The sequence below is a fragment of the Mesoplasma seiffertii ATCC 49495 genome (assembly GCF_000518725.1).
Lineage (GTDB): Bacteria > Bacillota_I > Bacilli_A > Mycoplasmatales > Mycoplasmataceae > Tullyiplasma > Tullyiplasma seiffertii.
Window position 1 is genome coordinate 19,100 of sequence record NZ_JAED01000008.1, and the last position, 24,951, is coordinate 44,050.

The 24,951-nt window shown below is 30.4% G+C and carries 25 protein-coding genes; 21 read left to right on the forward strand and 4 right to left on the reverse strand.

The genetic code is table 4. The features are described 5' to 3' along the window. Positions 1-12: 12 nt before the first annotated feature. From L872_RS0100530 to L872_RS0100610, 17 genes are all read left to right on the forward strand, one after another. Entirely contained in the window at positions 13-1,644 is a 1,632-nt protein-coding gene (locus tag L872_RS0100530) for an alpha-amylase family glycosyl hydrolase (protein ID WP_051418399.1), read from the forward strand. Beyond that, positions 1,634-1,987: a hypothetical protein gene (locus tag L872_RS0100535; RefSeq protein ID WP_027062964.1), complete on the forward strand. Its 354-nt coding sequence runs from the start codon at positions 1,634-1,636 to the stop codon at positions 1,985-1,987. The genes L872_RS0100530 and L872_RS0100535 overlap by 11 nt, the downstream gene beginning before the upstream one ends. 83 nt (positions 1,988-2,070) lie before the next feature. Beyond that, positions 2,071-3,792 (forward strand): phosphoenolpyruvate--protein phosphotransferase, encoded by a 1,722-nt coding sequence (ptsP, locus tag L872_RS0100540; RefSeq protein WP_027062965.1) that lies wholly within the window; start codon positions 2,071-2,073, stop codon positions 3,790-3,792. A 94-nt stretch (positions 3,793-3,886) separates the two neighbouring features. After that, complete coding sequence (locus L872_RS0100545) at positions 3,887-4,360, forward strand: PTS sugar transporter subunit IIA (protein WP_027062966.1); 474 nt, start codon at positions 3,887-3,889, stop codon at positions 4,358-4,360. A 22-nt stretch (positions 4,361-4,382) separates the two neighbouring features. Further along, entirely contained in the window at positions 4,383-4,679 is a 297-nt protein-coding gene (locus L872_RS0100550) for a hypothetical protein (protein ID WP_027062967.1), read from the forward strand. A gap of 151 nt (positions 4,680-4,830) precedes the next feature. After that, positions 4,831-6,603, forward strand: coding sequence for a PTS transporter subunit EIIC (locus L872_RS0100555; protein WP_051418400.1), 1,773 nt, complete (start codon positions 4,831-4,833; stop codon positions 6,601-6,603). Positions 6,604-6,827: 224 nt separating this feature from the next. Beyond that, positions 6,828-7,373 carry a translation initiation factor IF-3 gene (gene infC / locus L872_RS0100560; RefSeq protein ID WP_027062969.1) on the forward strand — a complete coding sequence of 182 codons (546 nt, stop codon included), beginning with the start codon at positions 6,828-6,830 and terminating at the stop codon, positions 7,371-7,373. Positions 7,374-7,396: 23 nt separating this feature from the next. Further along, entirely contained in the window at positions 7,397-7,591 is a 195-nt protein-coding gene (gene rpmI / locus L872_RS0100565; protein WP_027048550.1) for a 50S ribosomal protein L35, read from the forward strand. A 24-nt stretch (positions 7,592-7,615) separates the two neighbouring features. Next, positions 7,616-7,972 carry a 50S ribosomal protein L20 gene (gene rplT, locus L872_RS0100570; protein WP_027048549.1) on the forward strand — a complete coding sequence of 119 codons (357 nt, stop codon included), beginning with the start codon at positions 7,616-7,618 and terminating at the stop codon, positions 7,970-7,972. A gap of 105 nt (positions 7,973-8,077) precedes the next feature. Continuing rightward, a complete protein-coding gene (locus L872_RS0100575; RefSeq protein WP_027062970.1) occupies positions 8,078-8,884 on the forward strand; it encodes a MurR/RpiR family transcriptional regulator in 807 nt (268 codons plus the stop codon). A 144-nt stretch (positions 8,885-9,028) separates the two neighbouring features. Then, positions 9,029-11,530 carry a PTS fructose transporter subunit IIABC gene (locus tag L872_RS0100580; RefSeq protein WP_027062971.1) on the forward strand — a complete coding sequence of 834 codons (2,502 nt, stop codon included), beginning with the start codon at positions 9,029-9,031 and terminating at the stop codon, positions 11,528-11,530. 75 nt (positions 11,531-11,605) lie between these two features. Beyond that, positions 11,606-11,959: a hypothetical protein gene (locus L872_RS0100585; RefSeq protein ID WP_027062972.1), complete on the forward strand. Its 354-nt coding sequence runs from the start codon at positions 11,606-11,608 to the stop codon at positions 11,957-11,959. Between the two features lie 173 nt (positions 11,960-12,132). Continuing rightward, a complete protein-coding gene (locus tag L872_RS0100590) occupies positions 12,133-13,437 on the forward strand; it encodes an ATP-binding cassette domain-containing protein (protein ID WP_027062973.1) in 1,305 nt (434 codons plus the stop codon). 5 nt (positions 13,438-13,442) lie between these two features. Further along, positions 13,443-14,483, forward strand: a complete 1,041-nt coding sequence (locus L872_RS0100595; protein ID WP_169729885.1) for a hypothetical protein — start codon at positions 13,443-13,445, stop codon at positions 14,481-14,483. Between the two features lie 151 nt (positions 14,484-14,634). Further along, positions 14,635-15,420 (forward strand): hypothetical protein, encoded by a 786-nt coding sequence (locus tag L872_RS0100600; RefSeq protein ID WP_156923081.1) that lies wholly within the window; start codon positions 14,635-14,637, stop codon positions 15,418-15,420. Position 15,421: 1 nt separating this feature from the next. Beyond that, on the forward strand, positions 15,422-15,625 hold the full coding sequence (locus L872_RS0100605) for a hypothetical protein (protein ID WP_027062976.1): 204 nt from the start codon (positions 15,422-15,424) through the stop codon (positions 15,623-15,625). Between the two features lie 71 nt (positions 15,626-15,696). Beyond that, positions 15,697-15,891: a hypothetical protein gene (locus L872_RS0100610; RefSeq protein WP_027048542.1), complete on the forward strand. Its 195-nt coding sequence runs from the start codon at positions 15,697-15,699 to the stop codon at positions 15,889-15,891. 304 nt (positions 15,892-16,195) lie between these two features. Here the strand turns inward: L872_RS0100610 and L872_RS0100615 are convergent, their stop codons facing one another. From L872_RS0100615 to trpS, 4 genes are all read right to left on the reverse strand, one after another. After that, the gene (locus L872_RS0100615; protein ID WP_027062977.1) at positions 16,196-17,317 is read right to left on the reverse strand and encodes a formate/nitrite transporter family protein; all 1,122 of its coding nucleotides are present in this window, start codon (positions 17,315-17,317) and stop codon (positions 16,196-16,198) included. Positions 17,318-17,613: 296 nt separating this feature from the next. Then, positions 17,614-18,651, reverse strand: a complete 1,038-nt coding sequence (locus tag L872_RS0100620; protein ID WP_027062978.1) for a formate/nitrite transporter family protein — start codon at positions 18,649-18,651, stop codon at positions 17,614-17,616. Between the two features lie 111 nt (positions 18,652-18,762). Beyond that, entirely contained in the window at positions 18,763-18,927 is a 165-nt protein-coding gene (locus tag L872_RS05035; protein ID WP_156923082.1) for a hypothetical protein, read from the reverse strand. A 1-nt stretch (position 18,928) separates the two neighbouring features. After that, positions 18,929-19,939 carry a tryptophan--tRNA ligase gene (gene trpS / locus L872_RS0100630; protein ID WP_027062979.1) on the reverse strand — a complete coding sequence of 337 codons (1,011 nt, stop codon included), beginning with the start codon at positions 19,937-19,939 and terminating at the stop codon, positions 18,929-18,931. 156 nt (positions 19,940-20,095) lie between these two features. Here trpS and L872_RS0100635 point away from each other — a divergent pair, with 156 nt between their 5' ends. From L872_RS0100635 to L872_RS0100650, 4 genes are read left to right on the forward strand one after another with little or no spacing between them, the layout of a single operon-like run. Then, positions 20,096-21,772: a PTS transporter subunit EIIC gene (locus L872_RS0100635; RefSeq protein WP_027062980.1), complete on the forward strand. Its 1,677-nt coding sequence runs from the start codon at positions 20,096-20,098 to the stop codon at positions 21,770-21,772. A gap of 37 nt (positions 21,773-21,809) precedes the next feature. After that, positions 21,810-22,502 (forward strand): GntR family transcriptional regulator, encoded by a 693-nt coding sequence (locus L872_RS0100640; RefSeq protein ID WP_027062981.1) that lies wholly within the window; start codon positions 21,810-21,812, stop codon positions 22,500-22,502. 16 nt (positions 22,503-22,518) lie between these two features. Continuing rightward, on the forward strand, positions 22,519-23,982 hold the full coding sequence (locus L872_RS0100645; RefSeq protein ID WP_027062982.1) for a glycoside hydrolase family 32 protein: 1,464 nt from the start codon (positions 22,519-22,521) through the stop codon (positions 23,980-23,982). Positions 23,983-23,984: 2 nt separating this feature from the next. Beyond that, complete coding sequence (locus L872_RS0100650; RefSeq protein ID WP_027062983.1) at positions 23,985-24,899, forward strand: carbohydrate kinase family protein; 915 nt, start codon at positions 23,985-23,987, stop codon at positions 24,897-24,899. The last annotated feature ends 52 nt before the right edge of the window (positions 24,900-24,951 follow it).

The window sequence follows — 24,951 nt, forward strand, 5'->3', positions numbered from 1 at the left end:
AGGAGAAAGAACGTGAAAAATGAACTAGTATATGAAGTCTTTATACCTACTTTTAAAGATGGATTAAAAACAGGAAAAGGAAACTTTCAAGGAGTTATTGAAAAACTAACTTATTTAAAAGATTTAGGGGTAACAAGAATTTGACTTTCACCTTTTTATAAATCACCGTTTAAAGATAGCGGATATGATGTTGCAAATTACTATGAAGTTAATCCAGAGTTTGGTTCATTAAAAGATTTAGAGCAACTAATTAAAAAAGCTGCAGATTTAAAAATTTCGATTGTAACTGATGTTGTTTTTAATCATACCTCGGATCAACATGAATGATTTCAAAAAGCCTTACAAGGGGATCCAAAGTATATAGGTTTTTATATATTTAAAGACCCTGTTAATGGTGGCGTACCGACTAACTGAAAAAGTAAAATGGGTGGAAGCACCTGAGAGTTTGTTCCTCAACTAAATAAGTATTATTTACATTTATTTGCAAAAGAACAACCTGACTTAAACTGACAAAATCATGAATTGAGACAAGAATTGATAAACGTACTTCAATTTTGAAAAAATAAGGGAATTAAGGGATTTAGGTTGGATGTCTGTAATCTATATGATAAACCAACAATTTTTGAAGATGATAATTTAGGTGATGGTCGAAGATTTTACACTGATGGAGCTAATATTGAACAATACTTCAAACTAATGAATCAAGAGGTTTTCAGTAAAGTTGAAGACTGTTTTACAGTTGGAGAAGTATCTTCAACAACAAAAGAAAAGTCTGCTAAGTATGCTAAAAAGCATAACCAACAATTAGATTCAGTATTTACTTTTTTACATCTTAAAGTAGATTATGTGAATAACAACAAGTGAACTTATGCTCAACCCGACCTAAATATATTTTGAAAGTTACTTAAAGAGTGACAAGAATATTATCAGCAACAAGATGCAGAATTGGCATTATTTATGAATAACCATGATCAACCAAGAGCGGTGAGTCGCTTTGGTGATTCTGCAAATTTTTGAAAAGAAAGTGCGACTGCAATTTTTGGATTTACAGCTCTAATGAGAGGTGTACCATTTTTATATCAAGGAGAAGAAATCGGTATGACTAATCTTGATTTAGATGACCTTGAAAAATTTGTTGATGTTGAATCTACTGGTCATATTCCAGAATTATTAGATAATCATTCTTCAGCAGACGTTTTAAAAATCTTAAATTCGAAGGCTCGTGATAATGCTAGAAGTGTAATGCAATGAAATCAACAAAGATTTGCTGGATTTACAGAAAGTGATCAATGTCATCAGTATGTTAATCAAAACTTTTTAACAATTAATGTTGAAAATCAAATTAGCAATCCAGATTCAATTTTAAATCACTATAAAAAATTAATAAACTTGCGTAAAACTTTGAAGCCTTTGTATGAAGGAACAATTGAATTTTTTGAGAGTTTAGATTACGCTTACAAACGAATTTATCAAAACGAAGAAATTTGAGTTCTGACAAACTGAACTAAAGTTCCTAAAATAACTGAACTAAAAAATGCAGAAGATCACTTTGAAGTTGTCTACAATAATTATCAAACTTTTGACACTCAGACTTTATTACCATATCAATTAGTAGTTTTAAAAAAGGTGTCGCATGAGATATAATTCTCGAGAAAATGCAAAGTTTGCTTTAATTTCTAGTATTGTAGTAACTCTAGTTTCAACAGCCTTGTTTGTTATTGGGGTTGTTTATGTTGGAGCAATTAAAAGCTTTCCGTATTGATGAGTGTTTCTAATTATTGTGATTATTCAAGTGATAGTCACTTCAATTTATTGCTATGTAGCAATCTTTAAAATAAAAATTGATGGTTATTATGATCGCGAAAAAATTAGTCGTCAAATCTTTTATCTAGTAATTGCCGAAGGACTAACTTTAAATGTCTTTGCTTTTCTTTATGGGTTATATAGTTATCGAAAAGTGTTTCACAGTACCAAAATCTTCTGATAATCATATTCTAAAAAAACATTCCTAATTGTTGTAATTAGTATGGAAAATATTCTATAATAATATGTATAGTAAGGTGAGAAGATATGAGTAAAAAAATGAGAGGTATTGGTGCTAGTGAAGGTGTAGCTGTAGCTAAAGCACTAGTATTAAAAGAAGAAGAAATTATTATTAAGAAACAAACAGTTTCAGACATTGATGCTGAAATTGCTAAATTGGAAAATGCAGTTGCTAAGGCAGTTGCAGATTTAAATGGGTTAAAAGAAACAACTTTAGTTAAACTGGGAGCAGAAAAGGCAGCTATTTTTGAAGCCCACAAAGATATTGCAGCAGATCCAGCAATTAAAGAAGAGATTGAAAATATGATTAAAAAAGATCATGTTAATGCAGAATATGCTGCCCAAACTATCACAAATAACTATTATGAAATGTTTGCAGCGATGGAAGATGCTTACTTCCAAGAACGTTCGGCAGATATTAAAGATGTCGCATCACGAATTATTAAGCATATTATGGGAATCAAAATTATTGACTTATCAACAATTGCTGAAGAAGTAATTTTAGTTGCTGAAGATTTAACACCTTCTCAAACTGCACAATTAGACAAAAAATTTGTTAAAGGATTTGCTACTAATGTTGGAGGAAGAACTTCACATGCCGCAATCATGGCAAGAAGTTTGGAAATTCCTGCAGTTTTAGCTTTGAAAACTATTACCGAAGATGTGAAAGATGGCGAAGTTTTTGCTTTAAATGGAGCATCTGGAGAAATTGTTTTAGATTTATCAGCTAATGACATTAAAGAATATGAAGCACTTGCTGAAGAATTTGCAAATTTAAAAGCTGAATTGGCCAAATTTAAAGATTTACCTTCATTAACAAAAGATGGAGTTGAAAAGCTAATTGAAGCAAATATTGGTTCACCATCAGATGTTGAATCAGTTATTGAAAATGGTGGAGAAGGAATTGGACTTTTCCGTTCAGAATTCTTATATATGGATAATGATCACTTCCCAACTGAAGATGAACAATTTGAATCATACAAAAAAGTTATTGAAGCAATGAAAGGTAAACTAGTAGTTATTCGTACTTTAGATATTGGGGGAGATAAAAAGTTATCATACTTTGAATTCCCACATGAAATGAACCCATTTTTAGGTTATCGTGCAATTCGTTTTACTTTAGACCGTAAAGATATCTTTAGAGACCAAATTCGTGCTTTATTAAGAGCTTCTGCTTTTGGGGAATTAGGAATTATGTTCCCAATGATTGCAACAATTGATGAATTTAAAAATGCTAAAGCGTTTGTAGAAGAATGTAAAGCAGAACTGGATAAAGAAAAAATTGCTTACGACAAAAATGTGCAAGTTGGAATGATGGTAGAAATTCCAGCAGCAGCAGTTAGCGCTGATAAATTCTCAAAATATGCTGACTTCTTCTCAATTGGAACAAACGATTTAATTCAATATTCAATGGCAGCTGATCGTATGAGCGAAAATGTTACATACTTGTACCAACCAACAAATCCGTCAATTTTACGTTTAATTAAAATGACAATTGAAGGAGCACATAAAAATAATCGTTGAGTTGGAATGTGTGGAGAAATGGCAGGAGATATTCAAGCTTTACCATTATTATTAGGAATGGGATTAGATGCATTTTCAATGAGTGCAACTTCAATGTTACGTGCCCGTTCATTAATGAGTAAAATTGAAATGAAAGAAGCTGAAGAGTTGGCTACTCAAGCTTTAGACTTGGAAACAAGTGAAGAAGTATTAGCATTAGTAGACAAATTTTTAGCAACAAAATAATTATTGTAAACTTAATACAAACAACAAAAGGACTTTTTAATAAGGTCTTTTTTTGTTAAAATATATTTATAAATAAAAAACCAAGGGAGAATTTATGGGTCTATTTAGTAAAAAGAAAAAACAAATCGAAGTTTTCGCTCCAGTTGATGGAGAAATCATTAGTTTAGATTTAGTAGAAGATGAAGTATTTCAAGAAAGAATGATGGGTGACGGGTTTGCTGTTATTCCTGCAAATGGTGTTTTCGTAGCACCAATTGATGGGCAATTAGTAACTGTTTTCCCAACAAAACATGCTTATGGTATTAAAAACGATTCAGGAATTGAATTATTAATTCACATCGGATTAGATACTGTTACTTTAGAAGGAAAAGGATTTAGTTCAAAAGTTGAACAAGGTCAAAAAGTAAAAGTTGGAGATGAACTTGTTAAAGTTAACTTAAAAGAAGTTACTGCTGCAGTTCCATCAATTAAAACACCTGTTGTCTTTACAAATACAAATGGAAAAACTATTGAAGTAGTTAAATTTGGAAAAGTAAAAAAAGGTGACTTAGTAGCTGTTTTAAAATAATAGATCTTAAGAGGAAATATTTATGAATCAGTTAGCGATTTTTGTTATGGAAGTTTCACAAAAACGATTATCTCAAGGTGGGGCAATTGCCATGTTAGTTATAGGGATATTATGTATTATTTTAGCAATAGCTTGCGGATTTTTGTACATTCATCGCAAAAAGAAAAAAGAGTGAGAAAAACAGCAAAATTTTAAAATTGTGCAATCACGATATAAAATTTATGAGTTTTGAGGAGAATATGCTTATATTTTTGTAATATTCGCGTGTTTGTTAGCCGCTCTAGTTTTAATTCCTGTTTCAATTGGAGCTTTAGTTTAAAAAACTAAAGCTTTTTTTATTTGCAAAAATAATCACAGCCTGACAATTTTCAAACTTTTTCTTATTAGTCACACCTTTTTTGGAAAATATTCCGAAAAAGGTTTTTTTTTTTTTTTTTTTTGGGAATATTTTAAAGAAAGGAAAATAAAAAATGTCGAATACAGTACAAACACATAAATCAGCAGTAGCTAAAAAAGCAAAACTTAAAAAAGCTGTTGATTTAAAAACTCAAAGTGGTGGCACTAGTAGCTGGACCAAAATCTTAAATAATTTACAAGAACTTGGAAAAGCACTACAGTTCCCAATTGCAGTTTTACCCTTTGCGGCATTGTTAAATCGATTTGGAGCGTTGGGAATTACCTATACAACAACTGCAGATGGAGCAATTATCAATGAGGCTGGGTATTGAATATCATTTATTATTCAAAAACCAGGAGCAGTTGTTTTTGATAACTTAGCATTATTATTTGCAATTGGAGTAGCATTTGGTTTGGCCAAGGACCATCGTGGGGAGGTCGCTTTAGTTGGAGCTATATTCTTTTTTACGATTACAGCTTTGACTTCTGTAGCAGGTTCACTTCCCGATATGATTTATGGAAAAGTTTTAACTTTTACAGATGAACAAGGAAAAGTTTATTCATCATTAATATATGTTAAAAATTTTGCTGATGATGGAACAACAATTAAAGGAGCTTCTTATGTCTTAAGCATTGGAGTTTTAGGAGGGATTGTTGCAGGATGCTTCTCAGCTTATTTATATAATAAGTATAAAGAAATTAAGTTGCCAACTGCCCTATCATTTTTTGGGGGACGTAGATTTGTTCCAATGATTGCTTTAGTAGTAGCAATTCCAACAGCATTTGCTTTTGCAATTATTTGACCTTGAATTCAATATGCGTTAATGGCGTTTGGAACAAGTGTTGCTGATCCTGAAAACCCAGCAGTGGCAATTCCGGGGACATCAATTTATGCAGTTTTAAATCGTTTATTATTGCCATTTGGATTACATCAAATTTTAAATACATTCTTCTGATTCCAATTACCAATTAATGGTTCAATTGTTGATCCAATCACAGGAACAGTTAATGCTGGAACTCAATGAGTAAATGGAGATATCAATGCCTTTGCTAAAGGAATTCAAGGATCAGGATTATTCCAAGGTGGTTTCTTCCCAATTATGATGGGTGGAGTTCCAGCAATTGCTATCGCAATGATTTTTGCAGCGAAACCAGAAAATCGTCGTGAAGTGTCAGGATTTTTAGGTGGGGTTGCTTTGGTTTCATTAATTTCTGGAATTACTGAACCAATTGAATTCTCATTCGCATTCATCTCACCAGTGTTACTAATTGTTCATGCTGTCTTATCTGGTATTTTTATGGCTATTTCTACGGCTATGCAAATTCAAATCGGATTTGGGTTTAGTGCAGGACTTATTGACTACTTAGCTTCGTTTGCACAATCATGAGGATTCGCTAATGAAGGTGGGGCAATGACAGTATCTGCTAACCCATTATGAACTCTATTATTAACTGCTGGAGCAGGGGGAGTATGATTTGCATCATTCTACTTCTTAATTAAATGACAAGACATTCAAACACCAGGAAGAGAAAATATTTTAGTTAATGACGAAAGAACTACCTTAAAAGCCTCAAAGGGTGCAACAAAAGTTGCTCAAGGTGATAAGTATCAAATTATGGCTGAAAATATTATTCAAGCAATTGGTGAAGACAACATTATATCAATTGACAATTGTGCTACTCGTTTACGTTTAATCTTAAAGGATAACAAAAGTATTAATGAGGCTGAAATTAAAAGTTCAGGAGCATTTGGTTTGAAACGCTTAGGAACTGAAGCACTACAAATTATTATTGGAAGTGATGTTGAACATGTTGCTAATGTTATGAAAAGACTTACTAATAAGTAACTAAAGCAAGGGCTTAGACCTTTGTTTTTTATTTTCAAATATCTTTTTAAAAATGTTGTAATCACGAGTTAATACATATACAATATTATTGTTTAAAGAAGAAGCACTTAGCTCACCATTAACGTTAGTGAAATGGTAGTCAAATTATATATATTATTATTTTATATAAAATGTGCTTTCTAATTCTTTAACGGCACATTTTTTTATATTAAGGAGAATACTACATGGATCAAAGAAATAGAAATTCCAAACCAGTTAAAAATCAAGATCCGATCAATGGGTTTATTAAAGCTAGAGAAATCTTTGTTATTGATGAAAATGGGGACAAGCGTGGAGTAATGTCTAAAAGAGAAGCTATTGAGTTAGCAGAATCTCAGGATTTAGACTTATTACAAGTAGGAACTCAACCAGATGGAACAGCAATTGCTAAAATTGTTAACTATGGTAAATACAAATATGAACAACAAAAGAAACTAAAAGAAGTTAAGAAAAACTCATCAAAAACTGAAAATAAAGAAATTCGTTTAACAGTTAATATTGGACAACATGATTTAGAAACTAAAGCTCGAAAAGCTAAAGAATTTTTATTAGATGGTGATCGTGTAAAAATTTCTTTAAAATTTAAAGGAAGAGAAATAGCATACATGGATCTTGGTGAAGAAACATTAAGAAAATTCTTTGCATTAATTGAAGACGTTGCAAAAATTGAAAAAGAACCTAAATTGACATCAAGATTCTTAGACATGTATGTTGTGCCTAAGAAAAATTAGTAAAGGATAGCGAGGACAAAATTATGCCAAAAATGAAAACAAAAAAAGCTTTAGCAAAACGTGTTCGTGTTTCTGCTAACGGAAACCTAAAAAGAGGAAAAGCCTACAGATCACACCGTGCTACAGGTAAAACAACAAAACAAAAACGTCATTTAGAAAAAATGACAATCGTTCATAAAACAGATATGAAACGTTTAAAAGGTTTATTACAAAAATAGAAATAGGAACGAGAGGAATATATAATGGCAAGAGTTAAATTTGGAAAAGTAACTAGAGCAAGAAGAAAACGTTGAATTAAACGTGCTAAAGGATACTACGGAACTAAAAAATCTTCATACAAAAAAGCACATGAACAAGTTGTTCGTTCTATGGCTTACGCATTTATTGGGCGTAAGCAAAAGAAACGTGATTTCAGACAATTATGAATCGTTCGTATTAATGCAGCAGTTAGACCTTATGGTTTATCATACTCAAGATTTATGAATGGATTAAAATTAGCTAACATTGATATTAACAGAAAAATGTTATCAGAATTGGCAATTCACAATCCTGAAGACTTTGAAAAAATTGTAAAAGAAGTACAAAACAAATTAAAATAAAACTAGTTCCTCATTCGAGGAATTTTTTTTGCAATTAAAAATACAATTATTATTTTTTAATACTTTTCTTAAAATTCTATTAAAATTATAATGAAAGAGGTATTCATGTACTTAGAGAGAATTTATAAATATAGTAAAGAACAAAATAATGTTAATGCTGATATTTCCAAAGCAATTATTGAAGAAATAATCTCAAATAAAGTTTTTGATTTAAGTGTGTCTGAATTAGCAGAAAAAAGTCAGTGTAGTCAACCAAGCGTTTCCCGTTATATCAAAAATGTTTTAGAAGTTGAATCTTACCGAACTTTGGTATTACAGTTGAATAAAGAAATTATTTCTTATTTTGAAAATAACTTTAATAAAAATAACTATGTTGAAAATAACCAATCAATTTTGAATGATATTAAGGCAACTTTAACATATTTAAGCCAAACTGATGTTGAGGCTGCAGCAAAATTAATTGTTGACGCTGAAAAAATCAATGTGACTGCAATTGGGGGAAACATTGCCCTAAAATATGAAATCGAGCATAAACTCTCACAAATAGGTAAGTATGTTATGATCGGACCTGATTGACATCAACAATTAATTAATATTAACTTTATGCAAAAAAGCGATGTTCTTATTGCGATTTCTTATTCAGGAGATAAATTTGAAATGAATAAGGTTATTGAAAAAGCTAATGAAAAAGGAATTAAAGTTATTTCGTTAACGGGTCCATATGATTCTAATTTAAAAACAAATTCAACTTTTGCTTTTGAAATTCATTCTAAAGATGCTAAATACCGTTCGTTTTCATTTACATCACGTTTATGTGCATTTGCCATTTGAGAAGTTATCTTTAAAAACATTTTGGCTTTAGATATTGTAACATCAGATGTAATTGAAGCCTGAAAATGACAACAAAACTAATTAAGAATATAACCAAACTTTAAGGTTATATTTTTTTATACACAAATGAAAATTTCCAATTTTTCCAAAAGTCAAACATTTTTGGAAAAAATATTCCAAGTATGAATAAAATTGTGTATATTTATAGTGAAAAGGGGTGAATTTGTGAAAAAAGATATTTTTAGTACAAAATATATATTTCTAGAACAAGAAATTAATTCTAAAAATGAAGTGTTTGAGTTTATTGCTAATCAAGCTGTCAAGCTTAATCTAATATCTGATGAAGATGCTTTGGTCAAAGGGTTTTTAAATCGAGAAGCAGAAGGTTCTACAGGATTTGAAGACGGATTTGCAATTCCACATGCACGAATCAAAGAAATCAAAGACGCGGCAGTTTTTGTAGTTCGATTTAAAAAAAGAGTAGAATGAGAATCTTTAGACGGTCAACCAATCAAAGTAGCAATTGCTTTAATGATTCCTGACGGTCCTTCTGGAGAAGAACATTTAGCAATTTTGAGTGATATTGCAATGAGATTAATGAAACCGGATTTTAAGCAGCAAATGTTAACACTAACAACAAACAAAGAAATTTTAGAATTACTTACAACAGAAGCTGGACTGTCTAAAAAACAAGTTACAAAAGTAAGCCAAAAACCAACTGATGGGTTAAAAATAGTTGCTATTACTGCTTGCATTACAGGAATAGCTCATACTTATATGGCAGAAGAAAAACTTTTAGCAGAAGTTCCAAAAATGGGTCATTCAATTAGAGTTGAAACTCAAGGTTCAAAAGGCGTAGGGACTCCATTGAAACCACAAGAAATTGCAGAAGCTGACTTAGTTATTTTTGCAACAGATACATCAGTTGATAAATCTCGTTTTGCAGGTAAAAAAGTTTATCAAACAAAAGTTGCTAAAGCAATGAAAGATCCGCAAGGAACTGTTAAATTAGCTATTGCTGAAGGAACCATACAACAAGGAATGACACCAGACTTTAATACCAAAAATCGCGTTAGCGGAGAAAAAGAAGGGGTCATGCAACATATTATGGCTGGAATTTCTTACATGATTCCGATTATCGTTTTGGGGGGGATTTGTTTAGCTTTTTCTATTGGTATAGCTAAAGCAATTTGAGGTCCTGAAGCTGGAACCGCAGGTCCTGGAGATGAATATAAATGAGGAATCTTAAATGTAATGAGTCTAGTGGGTGGAGCAGCATTTGCAATGATGATTCCAATCTTAGCAGGATTTATTGGAAACTCAATTGCTGGACGAGCAGCCATTGTTCCAGCAATGGTTGGAGCTTTTTTGGGAAACAACCCCGATAACTTTATGCCAATGCCAGGAATGGATGCTGTTGCAACTCCTGCTGGATTTTTAGGGGCAATTGCTGCTGGGTTACTAGCAGGATACATTGTTAAATGAATTAATACTTGAAATGTTCCCAAAACATTACAAGCAGCAATGCCAATATTCTTTATTCCGATTGTTGTTGGATTAGGAATTGGATTATTATTTATTTATGTAATTGGAGGACCAATTGGATATGTAATGGATCAAATCTCAATTGGATTTAAAAATGCTTACAGCTCTGAACTTGGTGTATGAGCTGGATTAGGATTAGGAATGGCACTGGGAGCAATGGCTGGATTTGATATGGGTGGACCAATCAACAAAATTGCTTTTGTAACTGGTTCAGCTTTGGTAACAGCAAAAATTTACGAACCAATGGGAGCAATTGCTGCAGCAATTCCAGTTGCACCATTAGGAATGGGATTAACTACAATAGTTGTTCCTAAGTTTTTTGATAAAGATACACGAAACTTAGGAATTGCTGCAATCATCATGGGATGTATCGGAATTTCTGAAGGAGCTATTCCATTTGCAATTAGAGATCCAAAACGTGCAGTTGTTTCAAACGTTTTAGGTTCTGCTGTTGCTGGAGGAATAGCGGGAGCATTAATGGTTACAAATGCTGCTGCTCATGGAGGCCCAATTGTAGCCGTTTTAGGAGCAGTTCCTTATGGAGTTGAAACACTATACTTCTTTATTGCGATTGCCGCTGGAGTCGCCGTAACAACATCTGTTTATTCATTTTGATTATTAAGTGATGCTGGTAAACCTGGTTCAGTTAAAGAAGCTCATGTAGCACATTTAACAAAGTTAGCTATTGATAAAAAGTCAGCTATCTCAAATATTCATGAGCAAATTAAGGAATCAAAAAAAGCTGCTAAAGTTGATATAAAAGCTGCTAAAATAGCAAATGAACAGTCGACAAAAATTGAGCAAAATTTAAAAGACACTTTAAAAAGTTTGGTCACAAAGAAAAAACAAATTATTGAAAAATATCATAGTGATGTTTTAAAAGCAAAGGCTGCTTATAAAAAAGTAGCAAAAAGCGAAAGTGAGTTTATTAAAACCAAAACTGAAGAAGTTAAAAGATTTGTTACTACAAATAAGCAAAGTTATCAAAGTAAACTTTTAACTGTTAATTCAAGTCTAAAAGAAAATAAACTTATCGCTAATAAATTGCAAATGCATCAAAATGAAGAAGACTTATTAGAAGCAAGACAAAATCTTAAACAAGCAACTCAAGACAACTTTATACAATACCAAACAGATTTGCGTAAACGATTTGTTGAAGAATATAACAAGGCCGCAAAATAAAGAAAAATTAAAAACTAGTTTTAGACTAGTTTTTTTATTGCTACAATTATTAAAGATAAGAGGACTTATAATAAAATGGCAAATATTAATGAACAAACTCAAACTGTTGAATTTGAAATTGCAGAATTTGAAGCAGCATGAGAAAATGCACCAATTTTGGAAAATAAATCAAAAGATGAATATCGCTTATGTTACATTTGCAAGTTCCCAATTGGCAAAAAAAATTTTTCAGAAATAAGTAATGATGAGTTTGCTTGGACTCTAGATTTAATTAACGCTAAGAAACCAAAATTAGAAAATGAGAACTATGTAGCTGTTCACAAAAATTGTATCCCTCAACGTCCTAAACAAGACTCTCGTCGACAGTTAAAATTCACTTGAGCTTACAAATGATTTTATGATGAAGAATATTATAAAAATAAAAAATAAATATAATGCCTAATAGATTTCTGATGTTTAATTTTTTTAAAATTAACTCTTAAAATCTATTTTATTTTTATTTAAAAAAAACTCCACTTTTTAGTTTCAAAGAGTAGAATAAAAGGCATAAGAAAAGTATCAAATAAATAGAAATCAAACTTAAAATAAATTGAGGTTAAAAAATGAAAGACACTCCAAAAAAAATATCAGAAATACAATTAAAACCCGTTGTCCAAATTAAGAATATATCAAAGCTTTTTGGAAAGCATAATTGAGCAGTCAAAAATGTTAGTTTTCCAATTTATCCGAAAGAATGTATTTCATTACTTGGGAGTAATGGTAGTGGTAAGACAACCTTAATAAGTTTAATCGCCAATAGTATTAAACCGACTTTGGGAGAAATTACTTACTCGTTTGAAGAAAGCGACTTAAATCAGATTATTGGTTTTCAAAATCAACATCAAGATTGACCTGCGGGATTTTTAGTTAAGGACATTACAGCAATTTGAATTTCGGCTTATGAAGTTATTGATCAAGAGTGAGTTATTTATTTAAAAGAAGTTTTTGGAATCAATCAAATTTGGAATAAATATTTAGCAAAACAGTCAATAGTAACGAAACAACTATTTGCATTATTTTTAGTTTTTTTATATAAACCGCGATTAGTACTAATTGATCAATTATCTTCGGACATTGATTGAAAGAATTCGGAAAAAATTAGTAAATTATTGATAGATTACATTAAAGCTGGAAATACAGTAGTTTTAAATTCTCCAAGTCCGTATTTTTTAGAGCGTTTATCGACTAGAGTAATTTATATTAGCGGAGGAGAAATTATTGATGATTTAAGTAAGACAAAAATTAAACGTGAATATAAAACAATGATGAATTATAGTAAGGCATTAGTTAAAGAAGAAACAATTAAAGAACGTAGCTCAAATAATAAGCGAAAAGTTTTTTCTCCAATTGTTACTAAGCTGAACAATTATATAGTTCAATTGCAAGATGCTATTAAAGGATATGTTAATTACAAGCATTTAGAGTTAAGTAAGCTTGATGAGGAAACTATCAATACTGTTTTTGCAGTTGCCAGTTTAAAAGAAGTTATTGCCGAGTTTTATAAGCAAGAAATTAATAAGCAATCAATTAAGAATGTTATTAAGTTAATTAAAGAAACTCGAAAGTACTTATTTAAAACTCGCAAGCATATCAAAGCTTGAAACCCGCGCTTAAGCAGTAGAATAACTAAAATATTAAAAACAATTATTAAATATTTAGAAGGGGATTTGATCGCAATTTTTGCTAATGAAAAAACTCTTTATCAACAAAGTGATGAGCAAAACATTTTGTCATTGAAAGAACGTCAACAATTAAAACGTTTAAAACGAAAATATATTAAAGAAGAAATACGTCATCTAAAAACAATTGCTCGTCGTGAAAAACTAAAACAAACATTGCGTTTAAAACGTATGAAGAGTAAACAATAATGAATATGAAAAATTTTAGAATATCTTTAAAGTTATTAAAAGCTCAGACGTTAAACTACTTTACTGATCCTACGAATATCGTTTTAAACTTTGTAATTACGTCTGTAACAATGCTTAGCTGAATTGCGTTTAAACCAGTTGGTAGTGATGGTTTTTCATCTGACCCCTTTGTTCTGGCAAGTGCAATTGCTATTAGTCAAATTAGAAACTCACAGCATACCTTTACCACAATGCTAGTTGATTGAAGAGACAAAAGTTTTTTTAAAGCAATGGCGCAAACCCCAGTTTCAAAAAGAATGGTCTATAGCTGTATGTTTATTTTTAACTGACTTATTAATTTATTAATGTTTGTATTTTTATTTAGTTTGGCAATGTTTTTTGCTAATCAACGTAATGCTTTAGCAAAAATTGATTTAATCCCATTGATTATAGGTTTTATTTTAAATGTAGTATTATCAAATCTAATGGCCTTGGTTATCGTTCAAATTTTTAAAAACCGTGATATAGCAACAATTTTTGCTTTGATTTCATATTTTGGACCAATGTATTTATTGGGACTGGGTATTCCTTGAAATGTTGCTGGGCAAATTAAAATGCTAAACATTATCACATATCTATTCCCTCATCGCTATCCGTTGAATTTAATTCAAGCGAGTTGGTCAGGATTTTCAGCTAATATGGAGTTTCCAAATGTTGACCCGAATTCTTGATTGGGAATTCATGGATTTGGCTATAATGGTCAGGGTTGATGACTTCCAGCAATAATTTCGCTAGCTTGAATTTTTGGTTTCTTGGTATTGTTTATTTTGTTAATTAATAGAAACTATCCAATGCGTTCAAAAACAAAAAAATATCAAAAGCTATCATCTTATAACTTGCATAAAGATAGTATTGATAAAATTAAGCATTCAAATACTTTAGAAGAATTAAATCAACACATTCAGTTAATTAAAATAGATCATCAACAATACAAAAAACAAAGCAAGAGTATTAAAAAACTAAAAGTAAAAAAGTCTAAGGAGAGTCAAAAAAATGAAGCAGTATAGTTTCAAGCGCGAATGAAGAGTATTTTGACTTTTTCAAAAAGTACAAACGAAAAATTGATTTAAAAATTATATGAACATATTTTTAGGGTTTTTTATTTGTTTGTATACAATGTTATGTTGAATGGCATTCAAAAATAGCGATCCGTTCATAATGATTTCAGGTATTTGCGTGGCAATAATTCGAAATTCCATGTGTTGTTTTTTGAAAACTTTAAGTGAATGAAGAGAACGTGGCGTATGAGAAAAAATTACATTATCGCGAATTTCAACAATAACCAAGCATGCTGCGCTAATTTTTTTCAATATTTTTTCAACTTTAATTATTTGTCTATTAATATTTGTAATAACTATTGCTTGCTTTCCCCAGCAAATTGATTATTTAAGCAATATAAGTCCTAAAATGTTACTTTTAGGAATCCTGTTATGTTGAATCACTTGTTATGTTGTGGCATTAGCAATTCATCAAACTTTTAGAAATTATAAAGCAGCAAATATGGTGAGTCTTTTATTTTACTTTACATCATTGCAGTTTTTAGGTTTAGGTTTTCCTTTTGAAACAATAACTGCGGTTAAATGATTAAATTATGTTTTATATTTACATCCATTTCGCTACAGTGTTAACATCATGCAAGCAGGATTTGTAAATGCGCCGAATATGCTTTATAGCTATGTTGGTTCTGAAGGAACCACAGTTGTAGTTGATTTTGGTTACAATCAAATTAGTTGGTTACCATACTTGTTAGCTTTTGCAATCATAGTGATATTTAGTTTAGTATATTTTGTGAGATCAAAAACCTTAAAAGTATGAACTAATCAATATCTTGGAATTAACTTATTATCTCAATCAGCAAGCAATGAATATATTAGAAGTATCAAGTTAGCCCAAAGTTTAGAAGAAGTAAAACAGTTAAGAAAACTTAGAAAGAATAGGGATTAATATGATTTGTATTAAACATGATTGTAATCAAACTAGCAGTGCCTGAATTGAAGAAAACATTTTAGATGTTACTTCAACTGATAATAAATGAGTTACAGCTGAGCCAACCTTTAAATTAGCACAAGTTCACTATTGTAAGCTCCACTTTCACGAAATCATTCAAGAAATCACAGGCTTCAGCGGTCACCAACATCCGTCTGAATAGTTTTGTTAAATGATAGATAAATGATAAAATTATAATGCAAGTAAAAATATATTATGTAAAAGGAGAAAATAATGATTTGTATTAAAGATGATTGTAATAAACCAGCAAGTGCAACAATGGCTGAAGATGTCTTGGATGTAACTGCAACTGATAACAAGTGAGTAACTGAGGAACCAACTTTTAAAAAGGCTAATATTGCATATTGCAAAGAGCATTTCCAAGAAATGATGGATGTGTTAGCTAACTCACGTGCGATTAAAGAATAAGCAATTACAATAAAAAATATTTTATTAAGATAGTGAACCCCAGAAAAGTAACTACAGTAAAAACTTGTATAGTTACTTTCAAAAGGGTTCATTTTTTATGTGTGAAATATGAAAAAACATTGATGATTTATTGAAAAAATTACACGAAGTCATATATCCAAAAAGTTTTTTGGTCTTTATTAATCTTTGTAATAATAAAAAATAATAATAGATTCGAAAATGATGAGAAAATAAAAACTACAAACTCTTGTAAGCTTGTAGTAAGTTAATATAAAGTTTTATTTAATCCCTATTGGGGTTCACTTTATTTAGATGTTCTTTTTTTATTGCTTTTAAATCTTGCTTTACGTTGGTTAGCATTTGGGTGTTCTCTTAAATATAAAATTTCTGTTAAAAATTTTAAACGAGCTTCTTTTAATAATAAAGTGTCGTAATCAATGTTAAATCATCCCATAAATAGTCCAATAATTAATGCACCCACAAAGTTTCCAACAATCGCTGGTAAAATATTTAATAAAATAAATAATCAAGCAGCATTAGCGTTAAATACTAGCTGTGCGCTTCCGTCTAAGTTAGTATTTAAAACAATATTTCCATCAATAGCCATTAAAATTAATGATCATGCTCCATATCAGTTAGCAACTGAGTGTTGGTAACCTCCGATTGCGAAAAACATTAAAATTAGTAAATACATAATCATTGAAGCAACAGTGTTACCTTTAGTTGATTTTGCTCCTTGAGTTGCTAAACAAATCAAAAAGTTACATAAAATCGCACTTGCAAAAACTAATGTAATTGTTTTTCAAACGTCACTTCCAGTAATTGCTTCTCCAGCTCCCAATTTATGACCAACATTATATAGTTTATGCAAACCAAATCCGTCATAAACTTTAGTAATAATGTTGTTATCTGGTGCACCACCAGCAAATCCATTAGCTAAGTACAAAATTGAAACAAAAATTCCAATTCCTAAAATGTTTCCTAAATAAACTCAAGCACAAGCTTTTAAAAATATTGATCAGCGTTCAACTTTTTTAAACATTGTTCGGTTATATCACATGTGAGCTGTAACAAATCCTCCCCCAAGGAAAGAAATCATTAAAATAACTCCGGCGAATAATAATCCTGTTAGTAATTTAGCAACAGAAGGATTAGAAATTGCATATGTTGAATAAACAACTGCTGTATATGCAAACCCAATTCAAATCCCTGCTAAAAGACCTCCCATTAATTGTTTTAGTCAGTTTTGACGTAATCCATCAGAAATAACACGAAATGTGTGAATATATCCATAGTTATGATAAGCAATATCTTTACTATATAGTGGAGTATAATCAACTTGTTCTAAACTTTGAATTTCGTTCCGAATTTCGTCGTCAGATAAGTTTCTAGTACTTTTAAAAAATCTTTTTTTTATACTTTCCATATAACCTTTCTAAATACCATTTATTGGCACAAACAAACACTTTTTTAAATTGATGGTTTTACTAAGAGTTTTTTAAAGTTAAGTTTAAAAAAACATAAATTTAAAAAACGCATTTATCTTGTTTGATATAATCAGCAAAACAGTTTGTTCTGCTAATCAGAGAAACCTAAATATGATTATATTCTTATAACAAAACTATTTCAATATAAAAAATGTCTTAAAAAATACTTTAAAATATCGATAAAAGTATGCTTAAAACTATTTATCTAAGCAACTGAAAGTAGCACTAAAGTTTTTTAATCGTTAGTTGATAATCGAGACTTCAAAATGCTTTGTAAAAATTTTAAACGACTACTTTGAAGCAACAAACGGTCATAGTCGTTGTTGAATCAACCCATAATTGTTCCGATTATTAATCCCCCAAAAAAGTTGCCTATAAGTGCGGGAATAATATTTACTAGGATATATCATCAAGAACTATTGTTATTAAAAGTTATTTGAAAAAGTTCTTGGTTAGAGTCAATAGTTAATAAGATCATTATTCATCCACTGTACCAGTTTGCAACACAATGTTGATAACCTCCAATTCCAAAAAATACTACAATACAACTGATCATAATCATTGCCGCAACAGCATCACCTTTAGTTGCTTTAGAACCCTGAATAGCAACACAAATCAATATTCCACATAAAATTGCACTAGCGGTGATTGTTCCAATAGTTTTCAAGATATCATTAACACTTATTGAGGTATGATTTTTTAAATGAACTCCAATAGAGCCCATCTTATTCAAACCAAAGTTTTGATAAATTTTAGTTAGCAGCAAATTATTAGTACTATCATAACCATTAGCTAAATAAAGAATTGTTACGAAAAGTCCAATTCCTAAGATATTACCTAAATAAACTGAACCACAAGCTTTCAAAAAAAATTCTCATTTTTCAATTCTTTTAAAAATAGCTCGAGAGAATCATAAGTAGGCTGTTAAGAAACCTCCACCCAAAAATAAAATAATCACCATTGAGCCAATAAAAATAAAGCCTGTTAATAATTTGACGACTGAAACATTATCAATTGCATATGTTGAATAAGCAATTGCAGTGTAGGCAAAACTAATCCAAATTCCTGCCAATAATCCACCCATAAACTGTTTTAAAATATTTAAATGAAGACCATCAGCAAGAAGTCTAAAAGTGTGAATATATCCAAAGCTGTGATAAGGTAAATCTTTACTATAAAGTGGACTATAGTCAATAGATTCTAATTCAGTTATTTCAGCTTGAATCTCTTTGGTTGTTAATTTTTTTGTTGATTTGAACTTTATTGTTTTCATGTTATGAGAATGTATTTCTATATGCTTTTAAAAATATATTTACAAATATTATAAAACATTATTTTATTGAAAAATTACAAAACATTTAAAAAAGGCCGAAGCCTTTTAAGATTATTTAGTTTTAGTTTGCTCTTCTAAAATTTCAATCATCACGTTGTCGCAATCTTTTAAAGGATCGTCACAACTAGCGTTGTTCATTGATTCTCATTCTTCAACAGTTAACTCATCTAAATATTTATTAAATGCTTTAACAAAAATTCTTTCGGTTTTACTCATCTTATTTCCTTTTGTAGTTCAACCCCATTAAGTTTTGAACTTTATTTAATTTCTTGCTAGCAATTTTTCGTGCCTTAGCAGCTCCCTGATCTAATCATTGTTCAACTTCAGCAGAGTTATATAGTTCTTTGTAACGAGCTTGAATAGGTTCCATAACTTCTAATAAAGCTTCAATAACATCATCTTTCAAATCCTTATAATTTTTACCTTCTCAACGAAGCAATGCTTGTTCTAAAGGAATATTTTTCAATGTTGTATAGATATCAATCAAGTTAGTTACTCCAGGCTTTTTAATTGGGTCATGCTTGATTAAATTTTCTGAATCAGTTACAGCAGCAGTAATCTTACTTCGAATATCGGCTGGACTATCTAACATTTTAATAATTGCCTTAGGATTATCTGAAGACTTACTCATTTTTTTAGTAGGGTCTTGTAAATCCATGATTTTCAGTTTGTTTTCAGTAACTAGACATTCAGGAATTACGAACATTTCTCCATAACGATTGTTCATTCGCATTGCTAAATCACGAGTTAGTTCAACGTGTTGTTTTTGGTCAATTCCGACTGGAACAAATTCGGCATCATATAGTAAAATATCTGCTGCCATTAATGTTGGATAAGTGAATAATCCAGCAGGAATATATCCTTTTCCTGATTCTTCAGCTTTTTGTGATTTATCTTTATATTGAGTCATTCGTGATAATTCACCAATTGTTGATTGAGTATTTAGGATTCAGCCTAGTTGCGCATGCTCCAAGACATCTGATTGTAAAAAGATCACTGATTTGTTGGGATCCATTCCACAAGCAAAATATAAAGCTGCAATTTCTTTAATATTTTTTCTTAAAACTTCTTTATCTTGGGGAACAGTAATTGCATGTAAGTTTGCGATAAATACATGCATTTCGTATTCCTCTTGAAAATTAACCATACGCTTGACAGCTCCTAGATAATTTCCTAAAGTCATTGTTCCACTTGACGTGATGGCTGATAACATTTTTTTCTTTGTCATAAATACTTTCTCCTCTTTCATTTAAAGATAGATTAATTTTATAGGAAAACCTCGTAAATGAAAATAAGCAAAGATAAGATAAAAGTTTAAAAAACTTATAATCATAACCCTTAATAATCGTGGCTTTATAAATATTATTTATACGAGGTGAAAAAAATGAAAAAAGTCAATTGAAATAAAGACGCATCTCAGATTATCGAGTTTCTTGGAGGGAAAGAAAATATTAAAGATATTTTCCACTGTGCAACTCGTTTGCGTTTTTATCTAAAAGATCAGTCATTGTTAGAAGTCGAACATTTAAAAGCAATGCCAATTGTCAAAGGTTACAATAAAGCTAACGAAGAAAATCAGCTAATTATTGGAACCGGAGTTGTTGATAAAGTTTTCAAAGCTATTCAACAAGAATTGAATGGTAGTGGAAATACAGGAAGTTTTTCTACTGAAAACTCTAAAAAAGATCGCTTATGAAAAAAAGAATTAAGCATCAAGTCAAACACTCTAATGATCAGTAAACGTGGTCTGTCATCATTTGCAGCAATTTTCGTACCATTAGTTCCCGTATTTATTGCTGGAGGGATGAGCTTAGCATTATACTCACTTCTTCAACAAATTCATCCAAACTCAGGAATGGGGAAAATCTTAGATATTATTGGTGGAGCGATTTTAGGTAGTTTACCAGCATTTGTTGGATATACAGCAGCCAAAAAATGAGGTGGTAACCCATTTTTAGGGTTAGCAATGGGATTAATTCTAGTTGCTCCGGGATTATTAAATTCTTATGCCACTAGTCAACCAATTTTATTAGGATTTGATATTAATACTCCTGAGGCCGATATTCAACAGGCGGCTAAGGATGCTTATGAAAATTGATTAGCAGTTAATAATGCTACTGAAGCACAATTTCCAATGAAAGATATTGTGGGAACATATAGCACATTATTTTCTGGATTTTGAAAAATTAAGTTAATTGGATATCAAGCTCAAATTGTTCCAGTTTTACTAGTACTAGCAATTTCAGTTAACGTTGAGAAATTACTACGTAAAATTACTCCGGATGTTTTAGCAATCATTGTTGTTCCATTAGTAACAGTTATCTTAACAACTTGATTAGCATTTTGAGCAATTGGGCCATTAGGTCAAATAATCGGTCAAGGTTTTGCTAAAGGAATTACTGCAATCTTCAAATACACTAACTATACTGGTATTGGATTTGGAGGAATGTTGTTTGCTGGATTCTATCCATTATTAGTTATTACAGGTTTACACCAAGGATTCTTACCAATTGAAGCACAATTGTTAATGGATAGTAAATTACAGTTTGGTCATTCATTCTCATTTATTACTCCAGTTGCCTGTGTATCAAATATTGCACAAGGAACAGCATGTTTAATGTTAATTTTCTTTATTAAAAGTAAACAAGAAAAATCAAAAGCTATTTCCGGATCATTTGGAGCTAACTTAGGAATTACTGAACCAGCAATGTTTGGGGTTAACTTACAATTAAAACCTCTACTTGTAGGATCAATTATTGGTTCAGCTATCGGAGGGTACTGATTAGGAATGACTCATACTGTCGCTAACTCTTTAGGAAGTGCTTCATGAATTGGGTTAGTTCAATTTGACTGAACAACCGAATTTGTGCAAAAATATTTTGCTGATAACAATATCCATGCAACCTTTTCAAGTTTAGCCCCAGGAGTGAATGTAACAATTGCCATGCTCATTTCCATGGCTGCAACTGCAACTGCGTCATACTTCTTATTAAAATCAAAATGAGGGAAATCTTCATTAGAACAGTATAAAAATCAAATAGTTGAATCTAAATCTATATAATATTTAAAAAGTTAATTGGGAGAAATAATAAATATATATGGAAAAGAAATGAAAAATTGTTTTTGACTACTTACTTAATCTTATTAAAAGTAATGAGATTGAGGATGGAGGATTACTGCCAAGTCAAAATCGATTAAAAACCCGCTTTAAATACAGCGAGCAGCCAATCAGAATTGCCTTTAATAAACTAATTGAATTGAAACTTGTTGAATCAGTTCCGGGAAAAGGGTTTGTAGTTACTAAGAAAAGTAAAACCAATCAGCTATTTAGTTTTCGCGAATTGTTTCCAAATAGCGTAAGCGAGTTTTATGATTTAGAAGAAGTTTATGTTGATAAAACTTTATCAAAGCAATCAGGATTTTATCCCGGTTCAACAGTTTACAAATTTAAATCAAAACGTTATGTTGATAATAAAATTATGATTTATCAAGAAAGCTGATTGAATAAGGAAATCTTTAAAAACATTAGTTTGGACTATTTAAAAGAATTCGGATTAATGAAATATGTTGATGAGAAATCGGCAGTAAAAGTTAGTCACTGTTTAAAAAATATTTATGGCCAACAATCAACATCAGAACTAAATTTATCTGTAATATTTGAAGATTCTGATTGTAATCAAGCAATCGTTGATCGTGGAATGTTATTTGATATATATAATGAACTTATTGAATTTCGCTTAAGTTACTACAAACTTAGTGATTTTAATTGAGAATTTATTGAATGAAGATAATAGAAAAGAGAAAGAAATGAACGATAAGTACCGTTTAATTGATAATCAAAACTTAAATGAGTTTGCTAGAAATCATGTTTCTAAAGAACAAGACTGATATAACAATCAGTATCATTTAAGTGCATTTTCAGGATTAGTAAATGATCCCAATGGTTTAGTATTTTATAAGGGTAAGTACTATATCTTTATGCAAAACTGCCCATTTAGCCCTGAACATAAAAACAAGTCATGATTGTTATATACAACAGTTGACTTTGTTAATTATATTTATGAAGGAATTACAATTACTCCATCATTTTGAGGAGATAGCCATGGTGCATTTTCAGGAAGTGCCTATGTTCATAATGATGAACTATATTTCTACTATACGGGAAATATCAAAATTGGAACTGATGGAGATCGCACAAGTTATACAATAAAAGCTAAGGTTGATATTGAAAATAAACGTGTTGATAAAAAAGTACTTTTTGAAACTGACAAGCAAGTTTATACAGGGCATTTTAGAGACCCAATTGTTTTTGAAAAAAATAAGCAATTTTATATGTTAAACGGAGCACAAAGTTTAGATTTAAAAGGAACAATTAACTTTGCAACTACACCAGATCTTGAAAGTGATAAATGAGTTTCATTAAAAGATGATGATTTTAATATTGGAACTCGTTTGGAAAACTATATGCTGGAGTGTCCTAATTATTTAAGTATTCAAAATCGTGATGTTATTTTCTTAAGTGTTGAACAAAAAGTCTCATTCGCGGAAGGCGGTCATCATGTTTGATACTTAACAGGAAACTTTGATAATCAAATGAATTTTAAAGAAGTTGCTCCAATACGTAAGTTAGATCAAGGATTGGATTATTATGCACCACAAGTATTTAATAATACTGGTGATCGCAAAATCACAATGGCATGATTGGGAAATTCTCAATCAGAACCAAAAGCTACATTTGAACATCATTGATCAAATCAATTAACTGTACCACGTGATGTAAGTTTAAAAAATGATCATTTGTATCAAAAACCAGTTGTTGAACTAGAAAAGTTGCGAGTTAAAAACATTACTCAACAAGATAAACTTAACTACGAAAATGGATTGCTGGAAATTGATTTATTAAATGAACAAAGTCAAAGTGAGTTTATAATTGAATTTGCTAACGAAAAAAATGAAAATATTAAAATAGTTTATAAAGATAAAAAGTTTGGTTTTGACCGTAGTCAATGTAGTTATGTAGAACCAATAAGTTTACCAAACCTTTATAGTTTTGAAATTGAAAAAATTACGGATTTAAAAATTTTGGTAGACCGTAGTTCAATGGAAATTTTTGTTAATGAGGGTCAAGAAACGATGGCTGTTAAATTCTTTGTAAAAGAACATAAGCAAATTAAAACTAATTTAAAAATTACTAATGCATATCAATTGCAACCGCATAAAATTATTTACAATAATATTTTATTTAGTAATCATCATGAAAGTGGAGAATAAATATGAAACATAAAATTGTGTGTTTGGGAGAAGCACTAGTTGATGTTTATAACAACAACGGAGTCATAACTGAACAAATTGGGGGAGCTTCATTTAATGTGGCTGCTAGCTTAGGAAAATTACAAAATGAATTATTGTTTTTAGGAGCAGTTGGAAATGATCAACAAGGTCAAGCAATTATTCAAAAAATGAATGACTACAATATTCAAACAAAATTTTTGCAAGTTAATAATCAACCAACGACTAAAGCTTTAGTAACTTTAGATAAGTTTAATGATCGTAACTTTGAATTCATTCGTGGGGCCGACCAAAATTATCATTTAAATATGGCAGAACTTAAAAAGGAATCAATAGCTGCAATCCATTTTGGAAGTGCAACTGCTTTTTTAGGAGGATCACTACAAGATGCCTATAATCAACTAACTGACTATGCAATTCAAGAAAAAATATATTTTTCATTTGACCCTAATTTTAGAGACAAATTGTGAAATAGTGAAAGTAAGGTAGCAGAATTTATTCAATATTGTCAACCATTATTAAAAAATGCAACTTTAATTAAGCTAAGTGAAGAAGAATTGGAATTATTAAGTAATGGACAAAATAATGAGGATCGTTTACATAATTTAATGAAAATTAATAGTCAAGCGCTAATTTGTATTACTCAAGGGTCAAAAAGTACTTTATTTGCTTGAAACAATGAAATTGATGAGGTTCCAGTTGTTAAAAGCGAACATGTCGTAGACACAACTGGAGCAGGTGATTCATTTATTGCAGGATTAATTAATGAGATTTTAGATCGCAAGATTAATTGTGACTCAGACAAAGATGAAGTTTATGCAGCTATTTATGCAGCAAATAATTTTGCAAAAGCTTCAGTCGAACATGTTGGGGCGTTGACATTTCTAAACTTTATTTAGTATGGCACCATTTTTAATGGTGCTTTTTATTTGATATATACTTTTAATAGAA